Source organism: Celerinatantimonas diazotrophica, assembly GCF_004339545.1.
Lineage (GTDB): Bacteria > Pseudomonadota > Gammaproteobacteria > Enterobacterales > Celerinatantimonadaceae > Celerinatantimonas > Celerinatantimonas diazotrophica.
On the sequence record NZ_SMGD01000017.1, the window covers coordinates 90,810 to 112,736 of the forward strand.

Sequence of the window (21,927 nt, forward strand, 5' to 3'; positions counted from 1 at the left end):
TGGCTATTATGCTCATAACTTGTTTGTTAAGACAATAGAACTTCGTTCTAATGAATAAAACAGCATAATTTTTGATTATCTATACAAATTGTAAAGATTGGTGTGCGTTTCTATTTATTTTAAGGAGTTATTATGGCACTGCCTTCGGCCGTCTCCGTAGCCTCTAAATTACCCGATATCGGGACCACCATTTTTAGTGTGATTGGCGCGTTAGTAGAGCAATATAAACCGATCAACCTGTCACAGGGGGCGCCTAATTTTAAGGTGAGCCCTCAGTTGATTGATGGTGCCACCCTAGCGATGAGAAATGGTTTTAACCAGTATTCTCCGGCCGATGGCATCGCAACGCTGCGAGAGTTACTCAGTGCGAAAGTCGCCAACCTATACGCACGCCATTATGATCCCCGTGAAGAAATCACAATTACCGGCAGTGCCAGTGAAGGGCTTTATGCTGCGATCACGGCTCTGATTCATAGTGGTGATGAGGTCATCTATTTTGAACCTGCTTTTGACTCTTATGTGCCGAATGTTCGTTTGCAAGGTGGTAAACCGGTACCCATTCAGCTCAAAGCCCCTGACTTTGCGCTGCCATGGGATGAGCTAAGTGCGGCGATTAACTCAAAAACCAAGATGATCATCATCAACTCACCGCATAATCCGACGGCACGAGTCCTCAGTGCTGAAGATCTCGATAAATTGGCGGCGTTGACGGCCAACACCAACATCGTGATTCTTTCCGATGAAGTATACGAGCATATTATCTTCGATGGCGTCAAACATATGAGCATGGCCTGTCATCCGCAACTAGCGGAGCGCAGTGTGATTGTTTCATCATTTGGCAAGACGTTTCACGTGACAGGCTGGCGAGTGGGTTATTGCTTGGCGCCAAAAGAGATTATGGCGGAGGTGCGTAAAGTTCATCAGTTTTTAATGTATGCCGCAGATACGCCATTTCAACATGCTGTTGCTGATTATATGCAAGATCCACAGACTTATTTGGGGCTTGCTGAATTTTACCAGCATAAACGAGACCTTTTGCTCGATGCGTTAGCCGCAACTCAGTTTAAGCTCTATCCGAGCCAGGGCTCTTTTTTCATGCTGGCAGGGTATGAGGCTTTCACTGATGAAGCTGATAAAGATCTCGTGTTACGTTTAATTCGTGACTATCATGTGGCTACGATTCCACTGTCTGCTTTTTATTCAGATGGTTATGATCCGAAAATATTACGTTTGTCATTTGCCAAGGATGATGAGACCTTGCGCCAAGGAGCCGCTGCTTTGATTCAATTTTCTAAGGACAACGAATGACCCAGCCAACATTAATTGCTGCCATACAGCTCAACAGTGGCGATGATGTCGCAGCCAATCTCTCACTCGCCAGCGATTGGGTTGGCCAAGCTGCCAGCCTTGGAGCTCGTTATGTGGTTCTTCCTGAGTATTTTTACTGGATGGGGGAAGATGAGATGCAACGGGTGGATTTAGGTGAGCCGTTTGGTCATGGTCCACTGCAGCAAGCGATGAGTAATCTTGCTAAGCGTCACCAAATTTATTTGGCCGCTGGAACTTTGCCCATTGTGTCACCGCTTGCGAACCATGTTTATAACTCGCAGCTATTGTTTGGACCTCAAGGGGATTGTTTGAGCCGCTACGACAAAATTCATCTATTTGGATTTGATGATGGCACACTTCGCTACCAGGAGTCGGATGTACTGGCTTCAGGGCGGCAAGTCACGGATTATAATCTGGACTTTGCTCGGGTGCGCACGAGTATCTGTTATGACCTGCGGTTTCCTGAATTGTATCGCCATCCAGGCGCTTACGAGTTGATCAGTATGGCTGCCGCATTTACCTATCCAACAGGGCAGGCCCACTGGCATACGCTGTTGCAAGCCAGAGCGATTGAAAACCAATGTTATTTGGTGGCAAGTGCGCAAACTGGCACCCATCCGGGGGGCAAACAAACATTTGGACACAGTTTAATCATCGACCCATGGGGGACGATCTTAGATGAATGTGTCAGTGGCAATGGCATGGCGATAGCTGAGTTCAATCTGGAACATTTAACACAGATTCGCCAGAAACTACCGGCACTTTCACACCGGGTTTTATAACAAACATAAGGGATCTATCCCATCTTAATACAGGAGTAACTATGAAATTACGCAATATTATTGGGTTAGTGATGGGATTATTACTCTCCCAACAGGCATTAGCGCAAGATTCTATCCGTTATGGTTTGGAAGCTTTATATCCACCATTTGAAAGTAAAACTCCCGATGGCAAGTTGGTTGGTTTTGACATTGCGTTGGGCAATGCCATCTGTAAACAGGCGAATCTTAAATGCAGCTGGGTTGAAGGGGCGTTTGACACACTGATCCCAGCGCTTAACGCCCGTAAATTTGATGTCATCAACTCGGCGATGAATATCACCGCCCAGCGTGCTAAAGCGATCGATTTTACGATTCCTATTTATCAGGTTCCTACCCAGCTGATTGTGCATAAAGGGATGGCGCTGCTACCCAATGCTAAATCGCTAAAAGGCAAAAATATCGGGGTGTTACAGGGGTCTATTCAACAGATGTACGCTGTAAAACACTGGCAGCCGAAAGGCGTGAATGTTGTTGCTTATAAAGATCAAAATCAGGTTTATGATGATTTAGTCTCTGGGCGTCTGGACGGTACTTTAGTGATGTCTACAGCTGGCCAGGAGGGTTTTTTAAACAAGCCTGAAGGCAAAAATTTTCAGTTTGTTGGGAAACCGGTCGTGGATAAAAAAATCTTGGGTGTGGGGATCGGTTACGGTCTGCGTAAAGGAGACAACAAACTCAGAGAGCGTCTGAATAAGGCGATTCGTGCCATTCAAAAACAGGGCAAAATCATTCCTAAATTGTCTAAAGAGTACTTCGGTGGCGTGGATGTGAGCATTCATCACTAATCAGGGTTAGCCGGCCCTTTACAAAGGGCTTGGTTTGTCACCTTTAAAGCGAACAAAAATCCGATACCAGCGTTTGGTATCGGATTTTTTTATCATGTCGAGGCTACCATTCGCGAGATGCCGGGGAATGGCGCTGACATGACGCGGCCTTTAACAAAAAGCTGGCTAAACTATTCACTTATTCCTGCTCATTTAAGAGCGCGGGGATACTTGGTACAACGGGTGCATTATCGATATCAGCCTGAGTCATTTTAAATTGCTCAGGGTAATGTTCTCGGCTGGTCCGACGCAATGGTTCAGTGGAGCGCCAAGTATATAAGCAGTGTTGACACTGATAAACGGTCCACACCCCTTTGACCGGTGATTCGGCCATTACTTCAATCTGTTCTTCAGCACAACGTGGGCAAATCATCATTGTTCTCCTTGATTTTTGGCGCGATCGGCGAGCATTTGGTTGAGTTTTTCAGTCCATTTAGCGGTTTCTGGTAGATCTTTGACGGGTTGGCTAAAGTGGCCGCGGTCATCGGGAGCAACCGGAGTGGTGGCATCAATGATCAATTTGTCGGTGATCCCGGCAGGCTCTGATCCTGGGTCGAGCTCGAGTACTGACATATTGGGCAACTGCACGAGATCGCCTTTCGGATTGACCTTCGCCGATATGGACCACATCACCTGAGGCAAGTTGAATGGGTCAACATCTTCATCAACCATAATGACCATTTTCACATAGCCTAAACCATGAGGGGTTGTCATTGCCCGTAATCCTACAGCTCGGGCAAAACCGCCGTAGCGTTTCTTGGTTGAGATAATTGCCAGCAAACCATGAGTATACATGGCGTTTACCGCTTGAACTTCTGGAAATTCTGCTTTGAGCTGCTGGTATAAAGGGACACAGGTTGCCGGGCCAATCAGATAATCAATCTCAGTCCAAGGCATGCCCAGATATAGCGATTCAAAGATCGGGTTTGTGCGGTAGCTCACTTTATCGATCCGGATGACGGTCATTTGTCGTCCCCCGGAGTAGTGGCCAGTAAATTCACCGAATGGTCCTTCGATTTCGCGCTTACGTCCTTCAATTACGCCTTCAATGACCACTTCACTGCCCCATGGCACATCAAAACCGGTCAAGGGGGCGGTGGCGATTGGGTAGGCTTTTTCACGCAGCGCGCCAGCCATCTCATATTCACTTTGGTCATAGCGAAGGGGGGTTGAAGCCATCAATGTGATGATCGGATCATTGCCTAAAGTAATGGCAATGGGTAAATCTTCGCCTCGCTCTTCGGCTTTATTCAAGTGAATCGCAATGTCATGCATTGGGACGGGCTGCAATGCAAGTTTGCGTTTGCCTTTGACTTGCATGCGATAGACGCCCACATTTTGTTTGCCAAAATGATCAGGATCGGTTGGGTCGCGTGAGACGACACTCGCTTTATCCAGATAAAAGCCACCATCGCCATCATTAAGGCGGAACAGTGGTAGAATTTCAAATAGGTTGATGTCATCGCCATCAACAGTGTTCTCTGACCACGGCGCCTGCTCACGACGTTCTGGGGCAACCGGGTAGTTGTCCCAGCGACGGATGAATTCATCAATCTGGGCTCTGGTACTGGTTTGAGCAGACAACCCCATCGCAATTGCATGGTTAGACCATGACCCTAAGGTGTTCATCACAATTTGTGCGCTGTTAAAGCCTTCCACATTGTTAAAAAATAATGCTGGGGCCGTGTCTGGATTGCTAATCCGTCCAGTCGCATTAGCTGCAGCTGCAATATCGGGTTCTGCTTTCACTTGTTCTTCAATTTTGAGCAACTGATTGTGCTGCTCTAAAGCTTTTAAAAAGCTTCGTAAATCATCATAAGCCATAAGATTCCTTATTTTTGGTTTTTAGTCGGGGAATGGTTGAGTCCTTGCCAACGTTTCGCTTCTGGCAGGGCAATCTTGAATTGGTCTAAGACTCGAGCGACGATGTGTGTGGTCACATCATCAATGGTTTGTGGATGGTTATAATAGGCTGGCATTGGCGGAATGATTGCCGCGCCCATTTTGGACAGTGCTAGCATATTGTCTAAATGGATCGTCGATAGTGGTGTTTCTCTGGGGACTAACACCAATTTGCGTTGTTCTTTTAGAATGACATCGGCTGCTCGGCCTATCAGCCCTTCGGCATAACCTAAACGGATCCCGGCGAGGGTTTTCATGCTACACGGGATAATAACCATACCGTCGGTGAGAAATGAGCCAGATGAGATTGCTGCGCTTTGATCTTCGCTGCGATAGACGACATCGGCGAGTTCTCGTATTTGGCTGGCTCGATAATCAGTTTCGAGCTCTAAAGTGGTCTTTGCCCATTTGGATATGACCAAGTGGGTTTCTACATCGGGGGTGTCATGCAACGTTTCAAGTAGCTTTACGGCCAGAGGGGCACCCGTTGCGCCTGTCATCGCGATAATAAGTTTGATCATATGTTCCTTGTACCATTCTTGTAAGAACTATCTAAAGGGAGCAAAGCTGTTGTTCAATCTATTATTTAATCTATATTAAAGAGGATACCAACCGAAGCACTGAGCAAGGTTTTTATCCATTTTGTCGACGGTGTGTATTATAATGTTCTTATAAGAACGATTTACTCCTCATTGTGAGCGCCACAAAGGTAAAAATCAATATCCTTTTAGGCCGAAAGTGTCTATGTTGCATAGAGATTTAGTGAAATGGGTCAACGCGGATTTTAAAGATAGGAGAACGGATGAGTAAACCTGTTAGCCAAGAGATATTTCACTTAATGCGCAAAGTGTTTCAAATGCACACGGCAACTTGGCAAAAAGAGATGCCAGATGTGACTAAACCCCAGGCCGCTGTATTGCGGACACTACAAGAATGCCCTGGCATTGAACAGGTCGAGCTGATGAGTGCCGCTGTCAGTTCTAAGGCGACTCTTGCGGAAATGTTAAGACGGTTAGAGCAGCGAGAGCTAGTTTATCGGCAGCTTGATCCCGAAGATAGACGCCGCCGGTTTGTTTTTTTAACTGAACAGGGGCAGCAATTGGTCAATGAACTTGAGCCAAAATGGGAATATGTCGATCAATTATTCCTGCAGCAATTATCGCAGAGTGATCAGGCGCAGTTATCCACATTATTAACTAAACTTATTCATCGAGAGGGGCGGTGATTGTCGGAGAACGTCATGTATTCAGAGCAAGTTGTATTATTAAATGAACAGCACCAGCCCATCGGCCAGATGAGTAAAAAGGATGTTCACCATCAGCACACTCCACTTCATCTGGGGTTTTCCTGTTATATTTTAAATCGTTTGGGACAGTTGCTGATTACTCGCCGAGCATTCAGTAAAAAAACTTGGGCTGGGGTTTGGACAAACTCGGTGTGTGGCCATCCGGCGCCCGGTGAACCGATCCCTCAGGCGGTGATGCGCCGTAGCCGTCAAGAGTTGGGACTGAATATCACGACGCCTAAACTGTTAGTCGCTGATTATCGCTACCGGGCGAAAGATGTCAGTGGTGTTGTTGAATATGAGTATTGCCCAATCTGGGTGGCTCGGGCAATCAGTCCAGTGGTTATAAACCGGCATGAAGTCATGGATTACCAATGGGTTAACCCTGACGATTTAGCCAAAGCAAGTGAGCTGATGCCGACCGTTTTTAGTCCGTGGATGGTTGAGCAGATCGCACTTTTACAGGCTTGTGAGCTGTGGATTAGCTAGGGTCTGTTGGCCTTTTGTAATTGGTTTTGCTACCGTCTGAGAGGGGTTTATCCAGCGTTGAATGCTACACGGCAAAACATTTGCTGTGCTTAAATCGCTCTCAGGTCCTGTCCTTCAGGTTTATTTAAACGCATCCTGAATAGTACCGACTGCGCCGCGTTCAAAAGGCGTTTAATGTGGATGCGATTCCTTCCCCAAGTGATCGACTGCCCAAGTGTAAATCTAAAATAATTATATTTTTCTTTTGAATATTTATTCGCATATGTGGGAGTAGGTACGATATAATAACCACATTGTAAGAATATCTTACTGATCGATAAGTAAAGCAAATGCCAATATGGCAATTGCGTTTTAAATAGGTATAAATAAAAGGAAAGGACGACACAATGAAAGTCACTCAGTTAGTGATTGCCGCCGTCGCGCTTATGGGTAGTGTTAGCGCACTGGCAGAACAAACCAGCATTAAGTTTGGGGTGGAACCGCAATACCCACCGATGGAGAGTAAAACTGATGATGGTAAGTTGGTCGGATTTGATATCGATTTGGGCAATGCGATTTGTGCTCAAGCCAAATTGAAATGTAGTTGGGTTGAAAGCTCATTTGATACCTTAATTCCAGCGCTTAAAGCGAAGAAATTCGATGTCATTAACTCATCGATGGATATTACACCGCAACGGGCTAAGGTCATTGCGTTTACGCATGCAATTTATCAGTTACCGTCACAGCTTATTGTACGTAATGGTTCGGGTTTAAAACCAACAGCTGCTTCGTTGGCTGGGAAAACCATTGGTGTTTTGCAAGGCTCAAGTCAAGAAAGTTATGCGATGAAGCATTGGCAAAACCATGGTGTGAATGTGGTTCCATACAAAGATCAAACTCAGGTCTATTTTGATATGGTTTCTTCTCGGTTAGATGGAACGCTTGTTAATTCATCATCAGGCCAGGCCGGATTCCTGGATAAGCCGATGGGTAAAGGATATGGTTTTTCTGGCAAGCCGGTTTATGATAAAGCCATTTTCGGGCCAGGGATTGGTTTTGGCCTGCGTAAAGATGACAAAGCACTGTTAAGCCGACTCAATAAAGCCATTGCTCAAGTCAAAGCTCAAGGGCTTATCCATAAGTTATCGAAAAAATATTTTAAAAACGTTGATGTGAGTTTACCGCAGAAAAACTAACGTTTTTTTGTAAAACTGATTCAATCCATAGCCGCGGTTGGCGGCTATGGTTTTTTATTTTTGAAGAAGCTTGGTAAGCTATCGCGAGTCATTATTTTTCAGCTAGTTGGAATAGTGCATGTTTTATAATTATGGTGGTCAGATTTGGCAAGGTACGCTGATCACAATTGAACTATCTGTTCTCTCGGTGCTTGTTGCTGTCGTGTTGGGGTTAATTAGTGCCTGTGGCAAGCTATTTGGTAACCGGTTGCTCCGAGGGATCTCACAAGTTTATACATCCATTATTCGAGGTGTTCCTGATCTCGTTTTGATGTTGCTTATCTTTTATAGCTTACAGATTTGGCTGAACCAGATTACAGATTGGCTGGGGCTGCCGACATTGCAAATTGACCCTTTTAGCGCAGGTGTGTTAACGATTGGCTTTATTTATGGAGCTTATTTTACCGAAACCTTCCGCGGTGCTTTCTTAATGGTGCCTAATGGACAGCTGGAAGCGGGTAGAGCCTACGGATTCAGTCGTTGGCAAGTGTTCCACTTGATCTTATTTCCGCAGATGATGCGTCATGCGCTGCCGGGGATTGCCAACAACTGGCTGGTGACGCTCAAAGCCACGGCGCTAGTGTCGCTGATTGGATTATCCGATCTGGTCAAGGTGACTCAAGATGCCGGGAAAGGGACCGATAATTTGTTTTTCTTTACTGTACTGGCCGGCGCGATTTATTTGCTACTTACGACGCTTTCAAATGGCGTGTTGTGGTATCTGGAACGTCGTTATCAATTTGAACTGAAAAAACCATCATTATGATTGATCTGATTCAACAATATTGGCAGCAGTTGCTGTACACCAATGGTTATCATTTTACCGGGGTTGCAGTTACGCTGTGGTTGCTGGTGATTTCGATATCGTGTGGCTTCGTCATCTCAATTGGTTTATCAATTGCGCGAGTAAGTGAACATAAATGGCTGCAATTTCCGGTGTGGTTATTTACCTATGTTTTTCGTGGCACGCCACTTTATGTGCAGTTACTGATTATCTATTCTGGTTTGTATTCTTTGGATGCGATTCGCAGCCATGAATTTTTAAACTGGTTTTTTAAAAGTGGTTATCGCTGCACGATTTTAGCGTTGGTGTTAAATACCTGTGCGTATACGACTGAAATTTTTGCCGGAGCGATTCGCTCTATTCCCAAAGGCGAAATTGAAGCGGCGCATGCATACGGATTTTCCAACTGGAAATTGTATCGTTATGTGATTATTCCATCGGCTTTACGTAAAGCAATCCCTGCATACAGTAACGAAGTGATTTTAATGCTGCATGCAACATCGTTGGCTTTTACGGCAACTGTTCCAGATATCTTGAAAATCGCTCGTGATATGAACTCGCAGACCTATATGACCTTCGATGCGTTTGGGATTGCCGCGATTATCTATATGTGTATTTCATTTTCGCTGATTGGTTTGTTCCGCCAAGCTGAGCGGCGTTGGCTGAAACACTTAGAGCCTGCGCAATCTGCATAATGAACCAAGCCAGTCTAAGACTGGCTTGAGATTATGAGAGCGCTTTGCCTTTAAACTCTGGGATGAGTATCAGCGTTGCTAAAATATCGATGATATAAATCACCGCGAGTAGTGCCAGTGCGATCCGAAATGAATATAAACTGGCCAGGGCACCAATGACCAATGGCCCGAAACTACCAACTGCACGACCGATGTTAAACAACACATTTTGCGCAGTTGCTCGAGCCTGAGTTGGATAAGCCTCAGACATTAAGGCACCATAACCGCCTAACATTCCATTGACGAACATCCCTAGAAACGCACCCGCAACAAGCATGACCGTTGGCTGGCTAATGAGTGCATAGACAATCACCATGATCACGGCACCTGTTTGGAATAGGATAAAACTCGGTTTACGACCGATGCGATCGGCTAACTGGCCAAATACCCAGATCCCACTCATCATGCCGAGGATAGTCACCGACATCCACAGTGATGATTTTGTTAAATTAAAGCCGAGTTGTTTGGATAAAAAGCTGGGCATCCAGATCATCATGCCGTAATAACCAAAGTTCTGCACACTGGTCAGAATGACAATACCGAGACTAATGCGGCGGGTTTCACGGTCTTTAACCAGCAGTGCAAAGCGCTGCATCGATGATTGCTGGGTTTGCTTTTGCGCAAATAGTTCGGGTTCGTGTAGTTGACGGCGCATAAACCAGGCTAAAAATGCTGGAATAATGCCAACCATAAACATGCCGCGCCAGCCAATACTGGGGAGTAACATGGGGGTGAGGACGGCCCCAAGCAAAACACCGACTTGCCAACCCAATGCGACATACGATGAGGCGCGAGCCCGTTGGTTAGCCGGCCATGCTTCAGCGGCCAGAGCCATGCCAATACCAAATTCACCACCCAAACCAACCCCGGCAATGGTGCGATAAATCAGTAAGTCCCAGTAGCCTTGGGCAAAAGCACAAAGACCGGTAAACACGGCAAATAATACAATACTCCAGGTTAGGACTTTGACTCGACCATAACGGTCGCTTAATGCACCGAAAATTACGCCTCCGGCAACGGCACCAATGAGAGTCCATGAGACTAATGAACCGGCCTGAGTGCTGGTCAGTCCTAGGCCACTGGCGATGGCATTTAGCATAAATCCGAGGATTAATAGATCGAATCCATCCATCGCATAGCCCATGGCTGAGCCCGCTAACGCCTTATATGGGTAGCCGCGGGAGTGTACTAATGGTTCATCTAGGGTTTCACTGGACATAACTATTCCTTGCTGTTAACAGTTAAGAGATATCAAAAGGGGGGAAATCTGGGAGTGAATTGTAACGAATTTTTCTCGCTAGATCGCATTAAAATAAACTTTCTTCACCTAGTGATTATTGATAGCGATTGCTCTGAAAGGGGAGCTTTGGGGGTATCGCAGCCTCTCTTGACTGAGCGAGGTTTATATTAACTATAATATCATTATATCCGTCGCTGCTGGCGAGCACCTCCATCGAGGGGCGAACTGAACGATTTGCATTATCCCCCGGCAGCGTTTTACCCTGAAAAGGTATGACGGACGGATTTAGTCATTTGTCCTAACCATTCACCAACCAATGGGAGTTGCTATGAATACGATTCCATCACTTGGAGCTGGTACATTTCGCCTTAAAGGAGAGGATGCCTATAATTCCGTTAAAATGGCCTTGGAAGTTGGTTTTCGGCACATTGATACGGCACAGGCTTATGATAATGAGGCTCAAGTTGGCCAAGCGATAGCTGACAGCCATGTCGATCGAGATGATATCTTTTTAACCACGAAAGTGTGGATGGATCATTATCCGAAAGAGTCTTTTATCCCCAGTGTGAAAGAAAGCTTGGCAAAATTGCAGGTCAGTGAAGTTGACTTATTACTGGTACATTGGCCAGATGAGTCGGGCCATGTTCCCATGCAGGAATATTTAACTGAACTTTCTCGAGCCCAAGAGCAAGGGTTAACTCGCACTATTGGGGTTTCCAATTTTACGATGGCTCAGATTGACCAAGCACTGAGTATTTTAGGCGCTGGGAAAATCCTGACCAATCAGATTGAAGTGCATCCATACTTACAAAATCGCAAGCTAATTGAGCATTGCCGACAACACGACATCCGTATTACCGGTTATATGCCATTGGCTGTCGGGAAGGTTAATGATGATCCATTGCTGCAAGAAATTGCTCGATCGCACCACACGAGTGCGGCATCTGTTGCGATTGCCTGGCAGCTGCAACAAGGGTTAATAACCATTCCCTCCTCAACCAAACCGGAACATTTGGCCGCGAACTTAGAAGCGCGCTTAGTTAAATTAAGTGGTCAAGAGATGAAACGGATCAGTACCTTGGAGCGCGCTGAGCGTCTAGCTAATCCCGATTTTGCGCCGCAATGGGATGAATAAATTTTTAAACGCCACCTTATTGAGGTGGCGTATTTTTTCGCTATTGTCCTAGGGACTGTTGACCTTTGGTGGTTGAATTTTGTTCAAATTAAACGCATTTTGAACGCGGCGCCTCCTGCGTCGCTTATGAGTGAAGCAAGCAGGGGGCAACAAAGTTCAGGATGCGTTTAAATGAACCCCAAGGGCAGTATCTGAGAGGAATTTATCCAGCGTTAAATGTTCTTTGTGGCCAATAACTACACGGCACAACGTTTGCCTTGCCTAAATCCCTCTCAGATTTCTGCAAAACTAATCACGAAAGGTCAACAGTCCCTAGCCAATGGACGGCGAGCGGCTTCATTGCCCAAGAGAAAGATGCAACCTGCGCTGTATTTTCATTGAATACAGCGCTTAGAGGTTACCGATTCGCTAACGCCTGTTCTTTGGCCGCGGTAAAATCGACTTTACCACTTCCTAAAATGGGCAGTTCATCCACTTGAATCACTTCTGATGGAACCATCAGTGCTGGCATTTTATGCTCAATCAATTGCGCCCGGAACTGCTCTGGTGCCATCTTGCTAGTGGTTAGCAAAACTACTTTTTCACCTTTTTTCTCATCGGGGATATTGACTGCAACCATGGCTAAATCAGGTTCATCGATGATGGTTTTGATCTGCTGTTCTATCGCTCCTAAGCTGACCATTTCGCCACCGAGTTTGGCAAACCGCGAATAGCGATCGACGATACACAGGTAGCCGTCTTCATCAAGATGGCCTTTATCACCGGTTTTATACCAGCGCAGTCCATCTAATTCGACGATTACCTCGGCGGTTTTCTCCGGATTATTCAGATAACCTTTCATAATCTGCGCACCTCCAATCAGAATCAGGCCATCTTCTCCGGTTGGTAGTTGCTCAAGCGTGTTCGGGTCAACGATGCGAAACGTCGTCCCCGGCAAGGCCATCCCGACGGTGCCTGGGCGGGCCGCTTCTTGGACTTGCGCGGTATCTAGGTCGATATGGCCGGGAAGATTGACACTCGCAACGGGAGTGGTTTCTGTCGTGCCGTATCCTTCCAAGACCGTTTTACCAAAGCGTTGAGCAAACTGATCACGCACTTGTGGATCGAGTTTCTCCGCGCCACTGACTACCGCTCGTAAACTTGCCAACATGAGCGGATGAATGCGCCGGTTACGGATATATAAGCGTAAGAAGGTTGAAGTTGCGCACATGATTGTGGCCTGATACTTGGTCACTGCCTTGGCAATGTTTAAGCCATCCGTTGGGTCAGGGTGACAGACCGCTGGGATCCCTTCAATCATCGGCAGTAAGCCGGTGACGGTCAGGCCAAAAGCATGGAATAGTGGCAATGTGGCCATGATTCGGTCTTGGCTTTGCACATTTAGAACATCCGAGACTTGGCGCATATTTGCCATGATATTACGGTGGCTTAACATGACCCCTTTCGGCGCCCCTTCACTGCCTGATGAAAATAAAATTGCAGCAGTATCATCTAAGCTTACCGGTGCGCACCAAAACAGTTGGAGCCAGCTGGTTGGCAGCAGTTTGGCCATCAACGCACTAGTAATCGCGCTGGATTTACGAACGTTTTTAGCGAAGTCTTCTAGATATAAAACGTCTTTGTTAGCCAGTAGCGGCTGACAATCGATGCCACGCTTTTCCAATTTGGTTATAAACACTCGCGAGGTGACGATACTTTGCACTTGTGCCTGTTCCAGAGCATCGATTTGAGCTGATTTTGCCGCCGTATAGTTGATATTAACGATGGTTTTACCAGCCATTAGCCCGGCCATATTGGCCACCAATCCAGGGACCGAGGTCGGGACTAACAATGCTAAATTTTGCCCCGGTAACTGTTTGATGGATTTGCGCATTAAGGCACTCATGGTTAACAAGCGCTGATGCGACTGTGGTTTGCCCTTGCTGTCAACCAGCGCCCACTCGGTTGGTTTGGATTTAGCCGTTTGGATCCAAGATTGGGCCAGTGGTTCGAGAGTGTCGGCATATTCATTCCAAGTTGAAACCGACAGGTCAAAAACATGTTGTTTGAGTTCGTTCGCTTTCGTTTGCATCGATAATGGTTTGCCAAACGCAATGACAACATCCCGTTTTAGCCCCTGTGAGCGTAGCTGGGTTAGTTTGTCTGAGGAGCGGGAGAAGGCGCTTCCCCAGAGCCCACGCAGGTAGAAAGGAATGATGACGCCGGATGCTCCTTCGCAGGCTTTTTCATAGCCGCGTTTAAATTCGCCTAACTGCCCGAGATGGCTAATTGCCCCTTCGGGGAACAGACAAACGACTTCACCATTATTTAAAAGTGTGCTGATTTGCGACAGTGCATCACGGCTATGCGAACCTGAGATGGGGATCACTTTGTAGAGGTCGAAAAACCATTTGCAATACCAACGCTGATAGATACTGCGGTCCATGACAAAGTGAATATGACGAGGACAGGCCATCTGGAGCATCGCCCAATCGAGCCAACTAATGTGGTTGCCGAGCAGTAATATACCTTGTTGGCTCTGCTGTATATTTCTAAGTCCCAGCACTTTGAGCCGATATTTTCGTTGCAATAGTGTGCTCACCAAGGCGCGAAGGAGTGCCTCGGGTAGCACAATAATGGCCACAATGGTGGCAACTATCGCTAGAATGCCCAGTGCCCACAGGAGGAAACTCATGTTGAATGCAAACAGTGCAAAAAGCACGGTCAAGGCTAAAAATGCGAGCATTCCAATGTTCTGAATAAAGTTATTGCCCGCGAGTACTGAGCCCAACTGATCTTCTTTGGCGTGAAACTGCACCAGTGCATTTAATGGCACACAAAACAGCGCCCCACACATCCCAATGATGAAGAACTCGCCACCAAGAATACTGAGCGACTGAGTTTGGACCAAAGCCAGTAACCCTAGGGCAACACCGGCTATCCCAACTGGAATTAACGCTAAATTAATCTGTTTGCGTGATAGGTGGTTGGCTAACATCGAACCGACAATAATACCAATCCCAGAAAGTGCCATAATACCCTGCAATACAAAGGTGTTATCGATGCCTAGATGGGCTTTGCCATAAGCGGGAAAGACGGCCAACATTACTTGTGACAACGCCCAAAACAACGTCAGCCCGAGGACCGATTGCCAAATCGCTTTTTTCTGACCTAATAGGTGCAAATTGGCACGAAGCGTTTGTCCTTTCATATAGTTACGCCAGTTAAATGACGTTTCTCGAACGCTGGTGTGAGTGTCTTTGAGCATTAAAGATGTCAGAAACTCAAAGCTTGCCAGAATCACCAAGGCCCAACCAAGAGGGGCGACAGAATGCAAAACATCGGCTGGAACATAGCTCGTTGCTGCGGGGAGCAGTGACTCAAACAATGCTGAAAACACAACGATTGAGCATAAAATTGCAACCATGGAAACGGCTTGGATCCAGCCATTTCCTTCGCTTAACCGTTCGACCCCTACCAGATCCCGGATATAGCCATATTTAGCGGGCGAGTAGATAGCGCTTTGCAAAGCGAGTAAGAAGGTGAGAATAAATGCGCCAATAAAGTAGCCATGGTAGTAACACCAAGTAATCAGAACGGTGATTACAACGCCAGCGGCGGCACTTAGTTGCATCACTCGTTGTTTTTTATAGCGGTCACTGATGAAGCCCGCGGGTGTGAAAAGTAAGATAAATGGCAATAAAATTAGTGCATTCACAATCGCTGTTAGCTCGATTTGGAGATTGCCATCGAAACTTTTAAATAGCGTATTTTGGATGATAATTTTATGGCCGAGATCGACAAAAGCGTTCAGAAAAGCCACCACAACATAAGCGGCAAATCCTCGGGAACGAATTAAGCTTTTCATGCGAAGGTCTCCTGCTGCCAGCTTGATAAATAACGCGTTAATAAGTCATTGACCAATGGCTCTTGGTTGATATCGGTTAAAAAGAGTTTTCCCTGTGCGTTTAAGGCAGCGATGCCATGAATGGCGCACCATAGTGAACGGGTTGCTAAGGTTAAGGAGGCTTCGCTGGCGTGTGGATTCAAGGCTTTAAGAGGCTCGGTTACATAGCCAAAAAGCTTCTCAATTGCGTCGTTGAGCCACTGAGGCGTGCTAATTTCATCGTTGGTGTGATGCTCGAACATCAAGGTCCAGCGGTTTGGCCAACGAGCGGCAAAATCGAGATAGCTGTCTGCGACTATCTTGAGCGTTGCACTAGGGGTTTGCTGGTGTTCTGAGCCAATATTGCGGCTCAGCAGTTCATCGAGTTTTGCCATACTGCGTGCATTGATATGCCAACATAGATCATCAAGATTGTTAAAGATCAGATAGAGTGTCCCGACAGAATAACCGATTTGATTGGCTATTTTGCGTGTGGACAGGGCACTAAGACCTTGTTTATCAATCAACTCTTCGCCAGCGATGAGCGCGAGTTCTTTGAGTTGTTCACGACTGTGATCATTGCGTCGGGCCATTGTTGTCTCCTGAAACTGAACACTGTTCAATTAATGTTTAGATGGATTTTAATGAACACTGTTCAGAATGTAAAGTCATAAAATTAATAATGGCTGATATTTGATAAAATCAACCGCTTGTTCAGCGAATGCCCACGCTTTGCACACAGCGATAGTTAATTGTTTTTTATATGAAAGAGAGCGGGGCGAGCGGCAATGGTTAAAGGGATTGGTCGTTCGAGCGTGAGGATCTGGATAGGCATGCTGAATCTTGGAAGCGCAACAGGCCAAGTTAATTGTTAAGCCGTCGCGTGAAGGATTGGCTGCGTATAGTAGTCATCAATAACATTTACAGTTATGGTTGTGCGGTATTTCTAGCAAAATTGCAGCTCACCAAAAGGCTAGCGACGGCGCTTCCGCCATCAGTTCGATGGTATTTATCATGTGACTGAACTTAAGGTAAGCCATCATGGTCATGAGCAAACAATGAAAAATATTGGAGTATGAGGATGACAGCGAGTTTACGCGAACAGTGTCACACGTTTCTTTCTGGTAACCGAGAAGCGCAGCCAGCTGAGCTATTTGCGGCAATGGCAAAGTGGTGTGAGCAGCATGATGTGATGCATGATATTTATGGTGAAGGTGCAACTATTCAAGCATTTGAACAGAAAATTGCGCAACTCTTGGGATTTGAATCGGCACTGTTTGTGATATCGGGGACCATGACGCAGCCCACAGCCTTACAGTTGGTCTGTCAACAACGACGTTGCTTTAATGTCGCGATGCATGAAACCTGTCATATTATGAACCATGAAGCTCAAGGCTATCAACAACAACGGCGCTTTCATGTTCTACCTGTGGGGAACCCTTATCGCCCCTGGTTGCTAGAAGATTTAAAAGCGTGGCCCGATGAGATTGCTGCGGCTGTTTATGAATTACCCATGCGTGAGCTGGGTGGACAGTTACCTACATGGGATAACCTAGAGGCAATCAAGTCGTATTGTCACGCGCAGAATATTCATCTGTATATGGATGGTGCCCGTTTATGGGAAAGCGCTGCATATTATGAGTGTTCTTATGCTCAGATCGCGCAGGGGTTTTCTTCGGTGTATGTCTCTTTATATAAAGGTATTAATGGGTTAGGGGGCTCTATACTACTGGGCGATGCGGGCTTTATTGAAAAAGCCAGATTATGGATGCGTCGCCAAGGTGGCAATGTGTATCATCGTACACCCTATATCGTGTCTGCTGCGATGCAGTTTGATGAGCGCATTGCTCGTATGGGGGAATTGTTTGCGCGTACTCAGCAAGTTTACCAAATCTTCCGCAATTACCCGGACTTTACGCTGAATCCCCATGAGCCTCAGGCTAATATGTTCCATTGGTACTTACCGATAAGCTATGAAAAAGCATTAGTGTTGCGTGATAACCTGGCTAAAACCAAGGGCATCTGGCTCGGTCATCCGCAAACAGCACCACAACCTGAGCAGTGTTTTATTGAGTGTTATGTGGGGGATCGGTTATTAGCGATGGCGGATCATGACTTAATTGATATCTTGGAGTGGGTGAACCATCATGTGCGTGAGTAGGTAGGAATGCTGAAAAAGTGTACATACTCAAGCTCGCTCGAATGAAAATGCGATTGCTCCTGCTTGTTTAGCAAACTGGCCTTGGGTTTGCTTGCTATGGTTGTTCTCGGCCGGTAAACAGCGGCCGGGCCTGATACATAAATAGTTGTGCTAATTCCTGAGCGACAGGGGTCAGTTGGCTCGATCTTCTTGAGACCAGATAATATGTTGCATGAGGCAGCGGTGGGTTTAAAGGAATTTCATCGAGTAGACTCGAATAACTGTAATGCTCTAATGCGGTTTCTGAGACAAGACCAATACAATCCGTTTGACTAATAATAGCTAAGGTTGACAGGTAGGATTCGCAAGTAATGGGATTGTTTAAATGCTTGCCATGTTTACTTAAGGCATCATACACCGTATTGAGATAACTACTGCGGGTAGTGGGCATAACCCAATCATAATCTTGTAAGTCTTCTATAGAATAGCTGCCACCGAGTGTGGGGTGGTGTTTACGCACTACTAACTTAAATGGAATCTCCATAATCTTTTCACGCTGAAAATCATGTAGTTCCATATTGGGTTGCAGTGTATTTATCGCGAAATCGATCTTCCCATGACGCAAATTTTCAATATGAGCTTCTAGTTGGCCTTCCTGTATTTTGATTTTGACATAAGGGTATTTTTCTCTGAATTTGCGAATGACTTGGGGCATCAACTCGCACGCAATACTGGCTCCTATACCGATATTAATACTGCCATATTGATGGCCTGAGGCTTGTTTAAATGACTCTTCAGCGAGATGTAGCTCTCTGAGGACCAAATTAGCATGACAGAGCAGTTGCTGACCGGGTTCAGTGAGCGTAATCCCTTGGGTACTTCGGTGCACAATTTGTGCGCCCAGATAAACTTCTAGCTCTTTGATCGCGCGTGTGACCGCAGGTTGAGAGATATTCAGTGCACGGCTCGCCGCTCGGATGCTACCGTGCTCAACAATCATCACAAGGCATTTTAACTGGTTGATTTTTATCGTCATATTACGTCCGTGATAACTATTGGTTATCTCCCCATCACATTGGTTGTCTTGTCGCCCATTCCTTGAGTCAATACATTGACAGCATACATTGACCGCTTCGTCCAATGGTATCAGGAAGAAAGCCTGAAACGTCAAATTACATGATGATATTGCAAGGGAATGTTGATATGTCTCAAGTTGAAATTACAAAAGAGGACCAAGCATCGAGCTCCAGTGGGGTGTTCAAAACGATTGAAAGGTTAGGTAATAAGTTACCAGAGCCTATTGTATTGTTTTTTGCGCTTGCGCTAATCGTGATTGCTGCCTCTGTATGGGCAGCGAGTGAAGGGGCCTCGGTGATTCATCCAGCAACCGGCCAAGAGTTACCCATCCGCAGTTTGCTATCTCACGATGGTATTGTGTTTATCTTCACTCATATGCTGAAAAACTTTACGGGTTTTGCGCCGCTTGGATTGGTGCTCGCCATGCTGATAGGGGTTGGACTCGCAGAGCGGGTTGGCTTATTAGAGAGTGTGGTAAAGCATACTATTTTAAATGCTCCCAAAGCCTTGATCACCACGACCGTAGTTTTTGCCGGTATTATGATGAATATCGCCTCAGATGCGGCAATGGTTGTTTTACCACCTTTGGCGGCCTTGGTATTTATGTCTGTCGGTCGACATCCTATTGTCGGTTTGATCGCTGGTTATGCTAGTGCTGGTGCGGGATTTACTGCAAATTTAGTGATTGCCGGAACCGATGCTTTATTATCGGGGATTTCATCGGAAGCCGTAAAAGCGGTTTCAAGTAATATCACCGTGACCCCCGTCGATAATTGGTATTTTAATATTGTGTCGGTGTTTGTTCTGACCGCTGTCGGGGTCTTCATCACCGATAAAGTGATAGAACCGAAGTTCGGTACATATCAAGGCAAACGCAAAGTTGTCAAAGAGCATGCCCCTGGCATAGAAAAGCGCGCATTGCGTAATGCCGGTATCACGGCCGTTGTCTATTTATCTGCCATCGTCGCTTTAGCTGTCTGGCCTCACTCGGCGTTACAAAACGCAGAGGGCGGGCTTATTCCATCGCCATTCTTAAAAGGGATTATCCCTATTATCCTCTTCTTTTTTGTTGCGGTCGGATTAGCTTATGGCATTACCATGGGGCTGATTAAAAATAGTAAAGATATGACCAAATACATGTCAGAAGCGATTGCAGATATGTCTGGTTATATCGTGCTCATTTTCTTTTGTTCACAATTTATCGCGTATTTTAACTGGAGCCATTTAGGGACTTGGATCGCCGTCAATGGTGCGGATTTTCTCTCTAGCATCCACTTTGATGGGATTGCGGTGATTCTCGGTTACTGTGTATTCACAGCAGGTTTGAATTTTTTAATTCCGAGTGGTTCGGCCAAATGGGCATTGGAAGCGCCCGTTTTTGTCCCGATGTTTATGCAGTTAGGCTATCACCCTGCATTTATTCAGTTAGCCTATCGTGTCGCAGATTCATCCACCAACATTGTCACGCCATTAAGTCCTTACTTTGTCGTCATTCTCTCCATGATGAAAGAGTACGATAAAGAGGCCGGAATGGGGACCATGATCGCGTTATTAATGCCCTATACCTTGGCTTTCTTAGGCGCATGGCTGGTCATGCTATTCCTCTTTTTTACGTTTAATTTACCGATTGGTCCGGGTATTTACCCAATGTTGCAATAGGGCAGGCACTGTCGTCCCTATATCGGCTAAGAGCCCACGTTCCCTTATATCTTGCGTTAGTCAGTAACGAGTCCAATGAATTTGGAGAAAACTATGTCAGTAACAGAGCAGGAATCTCAACTTAACACGCTTACCCAAAAAATGGTCGAATGGCGTCGTGATTTACATAAGCACCCAGAATCTGGCTGGGTCGAGTTTCGCACTGCGACCCTGGTCGCCGATAAGCTCGACAAGCTCGGTTACGAATTGGCCGTGGGACGTGATGTGATTTGTGCTGAGTCTCGTATGGGCGTGCCAGAAGAGGAATTCTTAGAGGCACAAAAAGAACGGGCGCTGCAACAGGGGGCTTTAGCAAAATGGATTGATGCGTTTGACGGAGGATTTACTGGCATTGTGGCGACCTTAGATACCGGCATACCGGGGCCTACGGTGGGTCTGCGTGTGGATATGGATGCATTGGATTTAGAAGAATCTTCAGATTGTCAGCATGTCCCGGAGCAATGCGGGTTCTCATCTATCAATCATAATATGGCTCACGCTTGTGGTCACGATGGCCACACGGCGATTGGTTTAGGTGTTGCGCACTATTTGATGGAAAACAAAGCACAATTGTGCGGCAAAATTAAATTGATTTTCCAGCCTGCCGAAGAAGGGACGCGTGGCGCTAAATCCATGGCCGATGCGGGGGTTGTCGATGATGTGGATCTGTTTATCGCGATTCACATTGGTACGGGTGTCCCCGACGGTGAAGTCATTTGTGGTAGCGATAATTTTCTGGCGACGACCAAATTTGATGTGAATTTTCATGGGGTTCCTGCTCATGCGGGGGGTAATCCAGAAAAAGGCCACAACGCCATTCTAGCTGCAGCGCAAGCAACGATTGGTTTGTACAGTATTAGCCGTCATTGTGATGGGGCATCACGCATTAACGTCGGGGTGCTTAATGGGGGGACTGGGCGTAATGTGATTGCGCAACATGCGCATTTAAAAGTTGAGTGCCGTGGTGAAAACAATGACATCAATGATTATATGTTTGCGCGTAGTCAGGCGATTATTCAAGGTGTGGCTCAAATGTACGAAGTTGAATATGACATCGAGGTTGTGGGGGCCGCACAGCGCAGTATTCCATCGCCAGAGTGGGTTACTTTTATTGCACAAAAAGCCAATGAATTACAAAGCTTCAGCAAGGTTCATCATGGGCGAAAAGGTGCCGCAGGCTCTGAAGATGCCACATATTTTATGGAACGTGTAAAGCAGCATGGCGGACAAGCCACCTATATGATTTTTGGGACCGAGCTGGCAGCGGGACATCATAACGATAAGTTTGATTTTAATGAATCCGTACTCCAAAACGCCTTGATTTTACTGTCTAAAGTTGTGATAGAGGCGAAAGAATTCGCTTAATCAGGCAAGGGACTGCCGTTACTTT

General features: G+C 46.2%; 19 protein-coding genes. 12 read left to right on the forward strand and 7 right to left on the reverse strand.

Going from position 1 to position 21,927, the window contains the following annotated elements; translation table 11 throughout:
- The first annotated feature begins 138 nt into the window (after window positions 1-138).
- Genes EV690_RS16110 through EV690_RS16120 form a run of 3 tightly spaced genes read left to right on the forward strand, consistent with a single transcriptional unit; the run spans window position 139 to window position 2,935 of the window.
- Window positions 139-1,308, forward strand: a complete 1,170-nt coding sequence (locus EV690_RS16110) for a methionine aminotransferase (protein ID WP_131914154.1) — start codon at window positions 139-141, stop codon at window positions 1,306-1,308.
- Complete coding sequence (locus EV690_RS16115; protein ID WP_131914048.1) at window positions 1,305-2,111, forward strand: carbon-nitrogen hydrolase family protein; 807 nt, start codon at window positions 1,305-1,307, stop codon at window positions 2,109-2,111. Before EV690_RS16110 ends, EV690_RS16115 begins: the two co-directional genes overlap by 4 nt.
- A gap of 41 nt (window positions 2,112-2,152) precedes the next feature.
- Window positions 2,153-2,935 (forward strand): ABC transporter substrate-binding protein, encoded by a 783-nt coding sequence (locus EV690_RS16120; protein ID WP_131914049.1) that lies wholly within the window; start codon window positions 2,153-2,155, stop codon window positions 2,933-2,935.
- Between the two features lie 178 nt (window positions 2,936-3,113).
- Here EV690_RS16120 and EV690_RS16125 read toward each other — a convergent pair whose 3' ends face one another.
- The 3 genes from EV690_RS16125 to EV690_RS16135 are packed head-to-tail and all read right to left on the reverse strand — an operon-like array spanning window position 3,114 to window position 5,394.
- On the reverse strand, window positions 3,114-3,347 hold the full coding sequence (locus EV690_RS16125) for a non-oxidative hydroxyarylic acid decarboxylases subunit D (protein ID WP_131914155.1): 234 nt from the start codon (window positions 3,345-3,347) through the stop codon (window positions 3,114-3,116).
- Entirely contained in the window at window positions 3,347-4,798 is a 1,452-nt protein-coding gene (locus EV690_RS16130) for a non-oxidative hydroxyarylic acid decarboxylases subunit C (RefSeq protein WP_131914050.1), read from the reverse strand. The genes EV690_RS16125 and EV690_RS16130 overlap by 1 nt, the downstream gene beginning before the upstream one ends.
- A gap of 8 nt (window positions 4,799-4,806) precedes the next feature.
- Window positions 4,807-5,394 (reverse strand): non-oxidative hydroxyarylic acid decarboxylases subunit B, encoded by a 588-nt coding sequence (locus EV690_RS16135; protein WP_131914156.1) that lies wholly within the window; start codon window positions 5,392-5,394, stop codon window positions 4,807-4,809.
- Window positions 5,395-5,678: 284 nt separating this feature from the next.
- Here EV690_RS16135 and EV690_RS16140 point away from each other — a divergent pair, with 284 nt between their 5' ends.
- The 5 genes from EV690_RS16140 to EV690_RS16160 all read left to right on the forward strand — a co-directional run bounded on the left by EV690_RS16140 (window position 5,679) and on the right by EV690_RS16160 (window position 9,343).
- Window positions 5,679-6,101, forward strand: a complete 423-nt coding sequence (locus tag EV690_RS16140; protein WP_131914051.1) for a MarR family winged helix-turn-helix transcriptional regulator — start codon at window positions 5,679-5,681, stop codon at window positions 6,099-6,101.
- 15 nt (window positions 6,102-6,116) lie between these two features.
- Window positions 6,117-6,650, forward strand: coding sequence for an isopentenyl-diphosphate Delta-isomerase (gene idi, locus EV690_RS16145; RefSeq protein WP_131914052.1), 534 nt, complete (start codon window positions 6,117-6,119; stop codon window positions 6,648-6,650).
- 386 nt (window positions 6,651-7,036) lie between these two features.
- The gene (locus tag EV690_RS16150; protein WP_131914053.1) at window positions 7,037-7,825 is read left to right on the forward strand and encodes an ABC transporter substrate-binding protein; all 789 of its coding nucleotides are present in this window, start codon (window positions 7,037-7,039) and stop codon (window positions 7,823-7,825) included.
- Window positions 7,826-7,943: 118 nt separating this feature from the next.
- The gene (locus EV690_RS16155) at window positions 7,944-8,630 is read left to right on the forward strand and encodes an ABC transporter permease (RefSeq protein WP_131914054.1); all 687 of its coding nucleotides are present in this window, start codon (window positions 7,944-7,946) and stop codon (window positions 8,628-8,630) included.
- A complete protein-coding gene (locus EV690_RS16160) occupies window positions 8,627-9,343 on the forward strand; it encodes an ABC transporter permease (protein WP_131914055.1) in 717 nt (238 codons plus the stop codon). The genes EV690_RS16155 and EV690_RS16160 overlap by 4 nt, the downstream gene beginning before the upstream one ends.
- Before the next feature lie 31 nt (window positions 9,344-9,374).
- Here the strand turns inward: EV690_RS16160 and EV690_RS16165 are convergent, their stop codons facing one another.
- The gene (locus tag EV690_RS16165; RefSeq protein ID WP_131914056.1) at window positions 9,375-10,601 is read right to left on the reverse strand and encodes an MFS transporter; all 1,227 of its coding nucleotides are present in this window, start codon (window positions 10,599-10,601) and stop codon (window positions 9,375-9,377) included.
- 349 nt (window positions 10,602-10,950) lie between these two features.
- Here EV690_RS16165 and dkgB point away from each other — a divergent pair, with 349 nt between their 5' ends.
- Window positions 10,951-11,757 (forward strand): 2,5-didehydrogluconate reductase DkgB, encoded by an 807-nt coding sequence (dkgB, locus tag EV690_RS16170; RefSeq protein ID WP_131914057.1) that lies wholly within the window; start codon window positions 10,951-10,953, stop codon window positions 11,755-11,757.
- Between the two features lie 397 nt (window positions 11,758-12,154).
- On the opposite strand, the gene EV690_RS16175 is transcribed toward dkgB, so the two are convergent.
- Window positions 12,155-15,604 carry an acyl-[ACP]--phospholipid O-acyltransferase gene (locus EV690_RS16175; protein ID WP_131914058.1) on the reverse strand — a complete coding sequence of 1,150 codons (3,450 nt, stop codon included), beginning with the start codon at window positions 15,602-15,604 and terminating at the stop codon, window positions 12,155-12,157.
- A complete protein-coding gene (locus EV690_RS16180; RefSeq protein ID WP_131914059.1) occupies window positions 15,601-16,215 on the reverse strand; it encodes a TetR/AcrR family transcriptional regulator in 615 nt (204 codons plus the stop codon). The genes EV690_RS16175 and EV690_RS16180 overlap by 4 nt, the downstream gene beginning before the upstream one ends.
- A 488-nt stretch (window positions 16,216-16,703) precedes the next feature.
- Here EV690_RS16180 and EV690_RS16185 point away from each other — a divergent pair, with 488 nt between their 5' ends.
- Window positions 16,704-17,783, forward strand: coding sequence for a threonine aldolase family protein (locus tag EV690_RS16185; protein WP_131914060.1), 1,080 nt, complete (start codon window positions 16,704-16,706; stop codon window positions 17,781-17,783).
- 94 nt (window positions 17,784-17,877) lie between these two features.
- Here EV690_RS16185 and EV690_RS16190 read toward each other — a convergent pair whose 3' ends face one another.
- On the reverse strand, window positions 17,878-18,798 hold the full coding sequence (locus EV690_RS16190; protein ID WP_131914061.1) for a LysR substrate-binding domain-containing protein: 921 nt from the start codon (window positions 18,796-18,798) through the stop codon (window positions 17,878-17,880).
- A 167-nt stretch (window positions 18,799-18,965) separates the two neighbouring features.
- On the opposite strand from EV690_RS16190, the gene EV690_RS16195 reads away from it, so the two are divergent.
- Both EV690_RS16195 and EV690_RS16200 read left to right on the forward strand, forming a co-directional pair.
- Window positions 18,966-20,498, forward strand: a complete 1,533-nt coding sequence (locus EV690_RS16195) for an AbgT family transporter (protein WP_131914062.1) — start codon at window positions 18,966-18,968, stop codon at window positions 20,496-20,498.
- A 93-nt stretch (window positions 20,499-20,591) separates the two neighbouring features.
- Complete coding sequence (locus EV690_RS16200) at window positions 20,592-21,902, forward strand: M20 family metallo-hydrolase (RefSeq protein WP_224054971.1); 1,311 nt, start codon at window positions 20,592-20,594, stop codon at window positions 21,900-21,902.
- The last annotated feature ends 25 nt before the right edge of the window (window positions 21,903-21,927 follow it).

Excerpts from the sequence above, each read along its gene's own strand:
- EV690_RS16115 (WP_131914048.1), top strand. The coding sequence starts at position 1,305 with ATGACCCAGCCAACATTAATTGCTGCCATACAGCTCAACAGTGGCGAT.
- EV690_RS16120 (WP_131914049.1), top strand. The coding sequence starts at position 2,153 with ATGAAATTACGCAATATTATTGGGTTAGTGATGGGATTATTACTCTCC.
- EV690_RS16125 (WP_131914155.1), bottom strand. The coding sequence starts at position 3,347 with ATGATTTGCCCACGTTGTGCTGAAGAACAGATTGAAGTAATGGCCGAA.
- EV690_RS16130 (WP_131914050.1), bottom strand. The coding sequence starts at position 4,798 with ATGGCTTATGATGATTTACGAAGCTTTTTAAAAGCTTTAGAGCAGCAC.
- EV690_RS16140 (WP_131914051.1), top strand. The coding sequence starts at position 5,679 with ATGAGTAAACCTGTTAGCCAAGAGATATTTCACTTAATGCGCAAAGTG.
- idi (WP_131914052.1), top strand. The coding sequence starts at position 6,117 with ATGTATTCAGAGCAAGTTGTATTATTAAATGAACAGCACCAGCCCATC.
- EV690_RS16150 (WP_131914053.1), top strand. The coding sequence starts at position 7,037 with ATGAAAGTCACTCAGTTAGTGATTGCCGCCGTCGCGCTTATGGGTAGT.
- EV690_RS16155 (WP_131914054.1), top strand. The coding sequence starts at position 7,944 with ATGTTTTATAATTATGGTGGTCAGATTTGGCAAGGTACGCTGATCACA.
- EV690_RS16160 (WP_131914055.1), top strand. The coding sequence starts at position 8,627 with ATGATTGATCTGATTCAACAATATTGGCAGCAGTTGCTGTACACCAAT.
- EV690_RS16165 (WP_131914056.1), bottom strand. The coding sequence starts at position 10,601 with ATGTCCAGTGAAACCCTAGATGAACCATTAGTACACTCCCGCGGCTAC.
- dkgB (WP_131914057.1), top strand. The coding sequence starts at position 10,951 with ATGAATACGATTCCATCACTTGGAGCTGGTACATTTCGCCTTAAAGGA.
- EV690_RS16175 (WP_131914058.1), bottom strand. The coding sequence starts at position 15,604 with ATGAAAAGCTTAATTCGTTCCCGAGGATTTGCCGCTTATGTTGTGGTG.
- EV690_RS16180 (WP_131914059.1), bottom strand. The coding sequence starts at position 16,215 with ATGGCCCGACGCAATGATCACAGTCGTGAACAACTCAAAGAACTCGCG.
- EV690_RS16185 (WP_131914060.1), top strand. The coding sequence starts at position 16,704 with ATGACAGCGAGTTTACGCGAACAGTGTCACACGTTTCTTTCTGGTAAC.
- EV690_RS16190 (WP_131914061.1), bottom strand. The coding sequence starts at position 18,798 with ATGACGATAAAAATCAACCAGTTAAAATGCCTTGTGATGATTGTTGAG.
- EV690_RS16195 (WP_131914062.1), top strand. The coding sequence starts at position 18,966 with ATGTCTCAAGTTGAAATTACAAAAGAGGACCAAGCATCGAGCTCCAGT.
- EV690_RS16200 (WP_224054971.1), top strand. The coding sequence starts at position 20,592 with ATGTCAGTAACAGAGCAGGAATCTCAACTTAACACGCTTACCCAAAAA.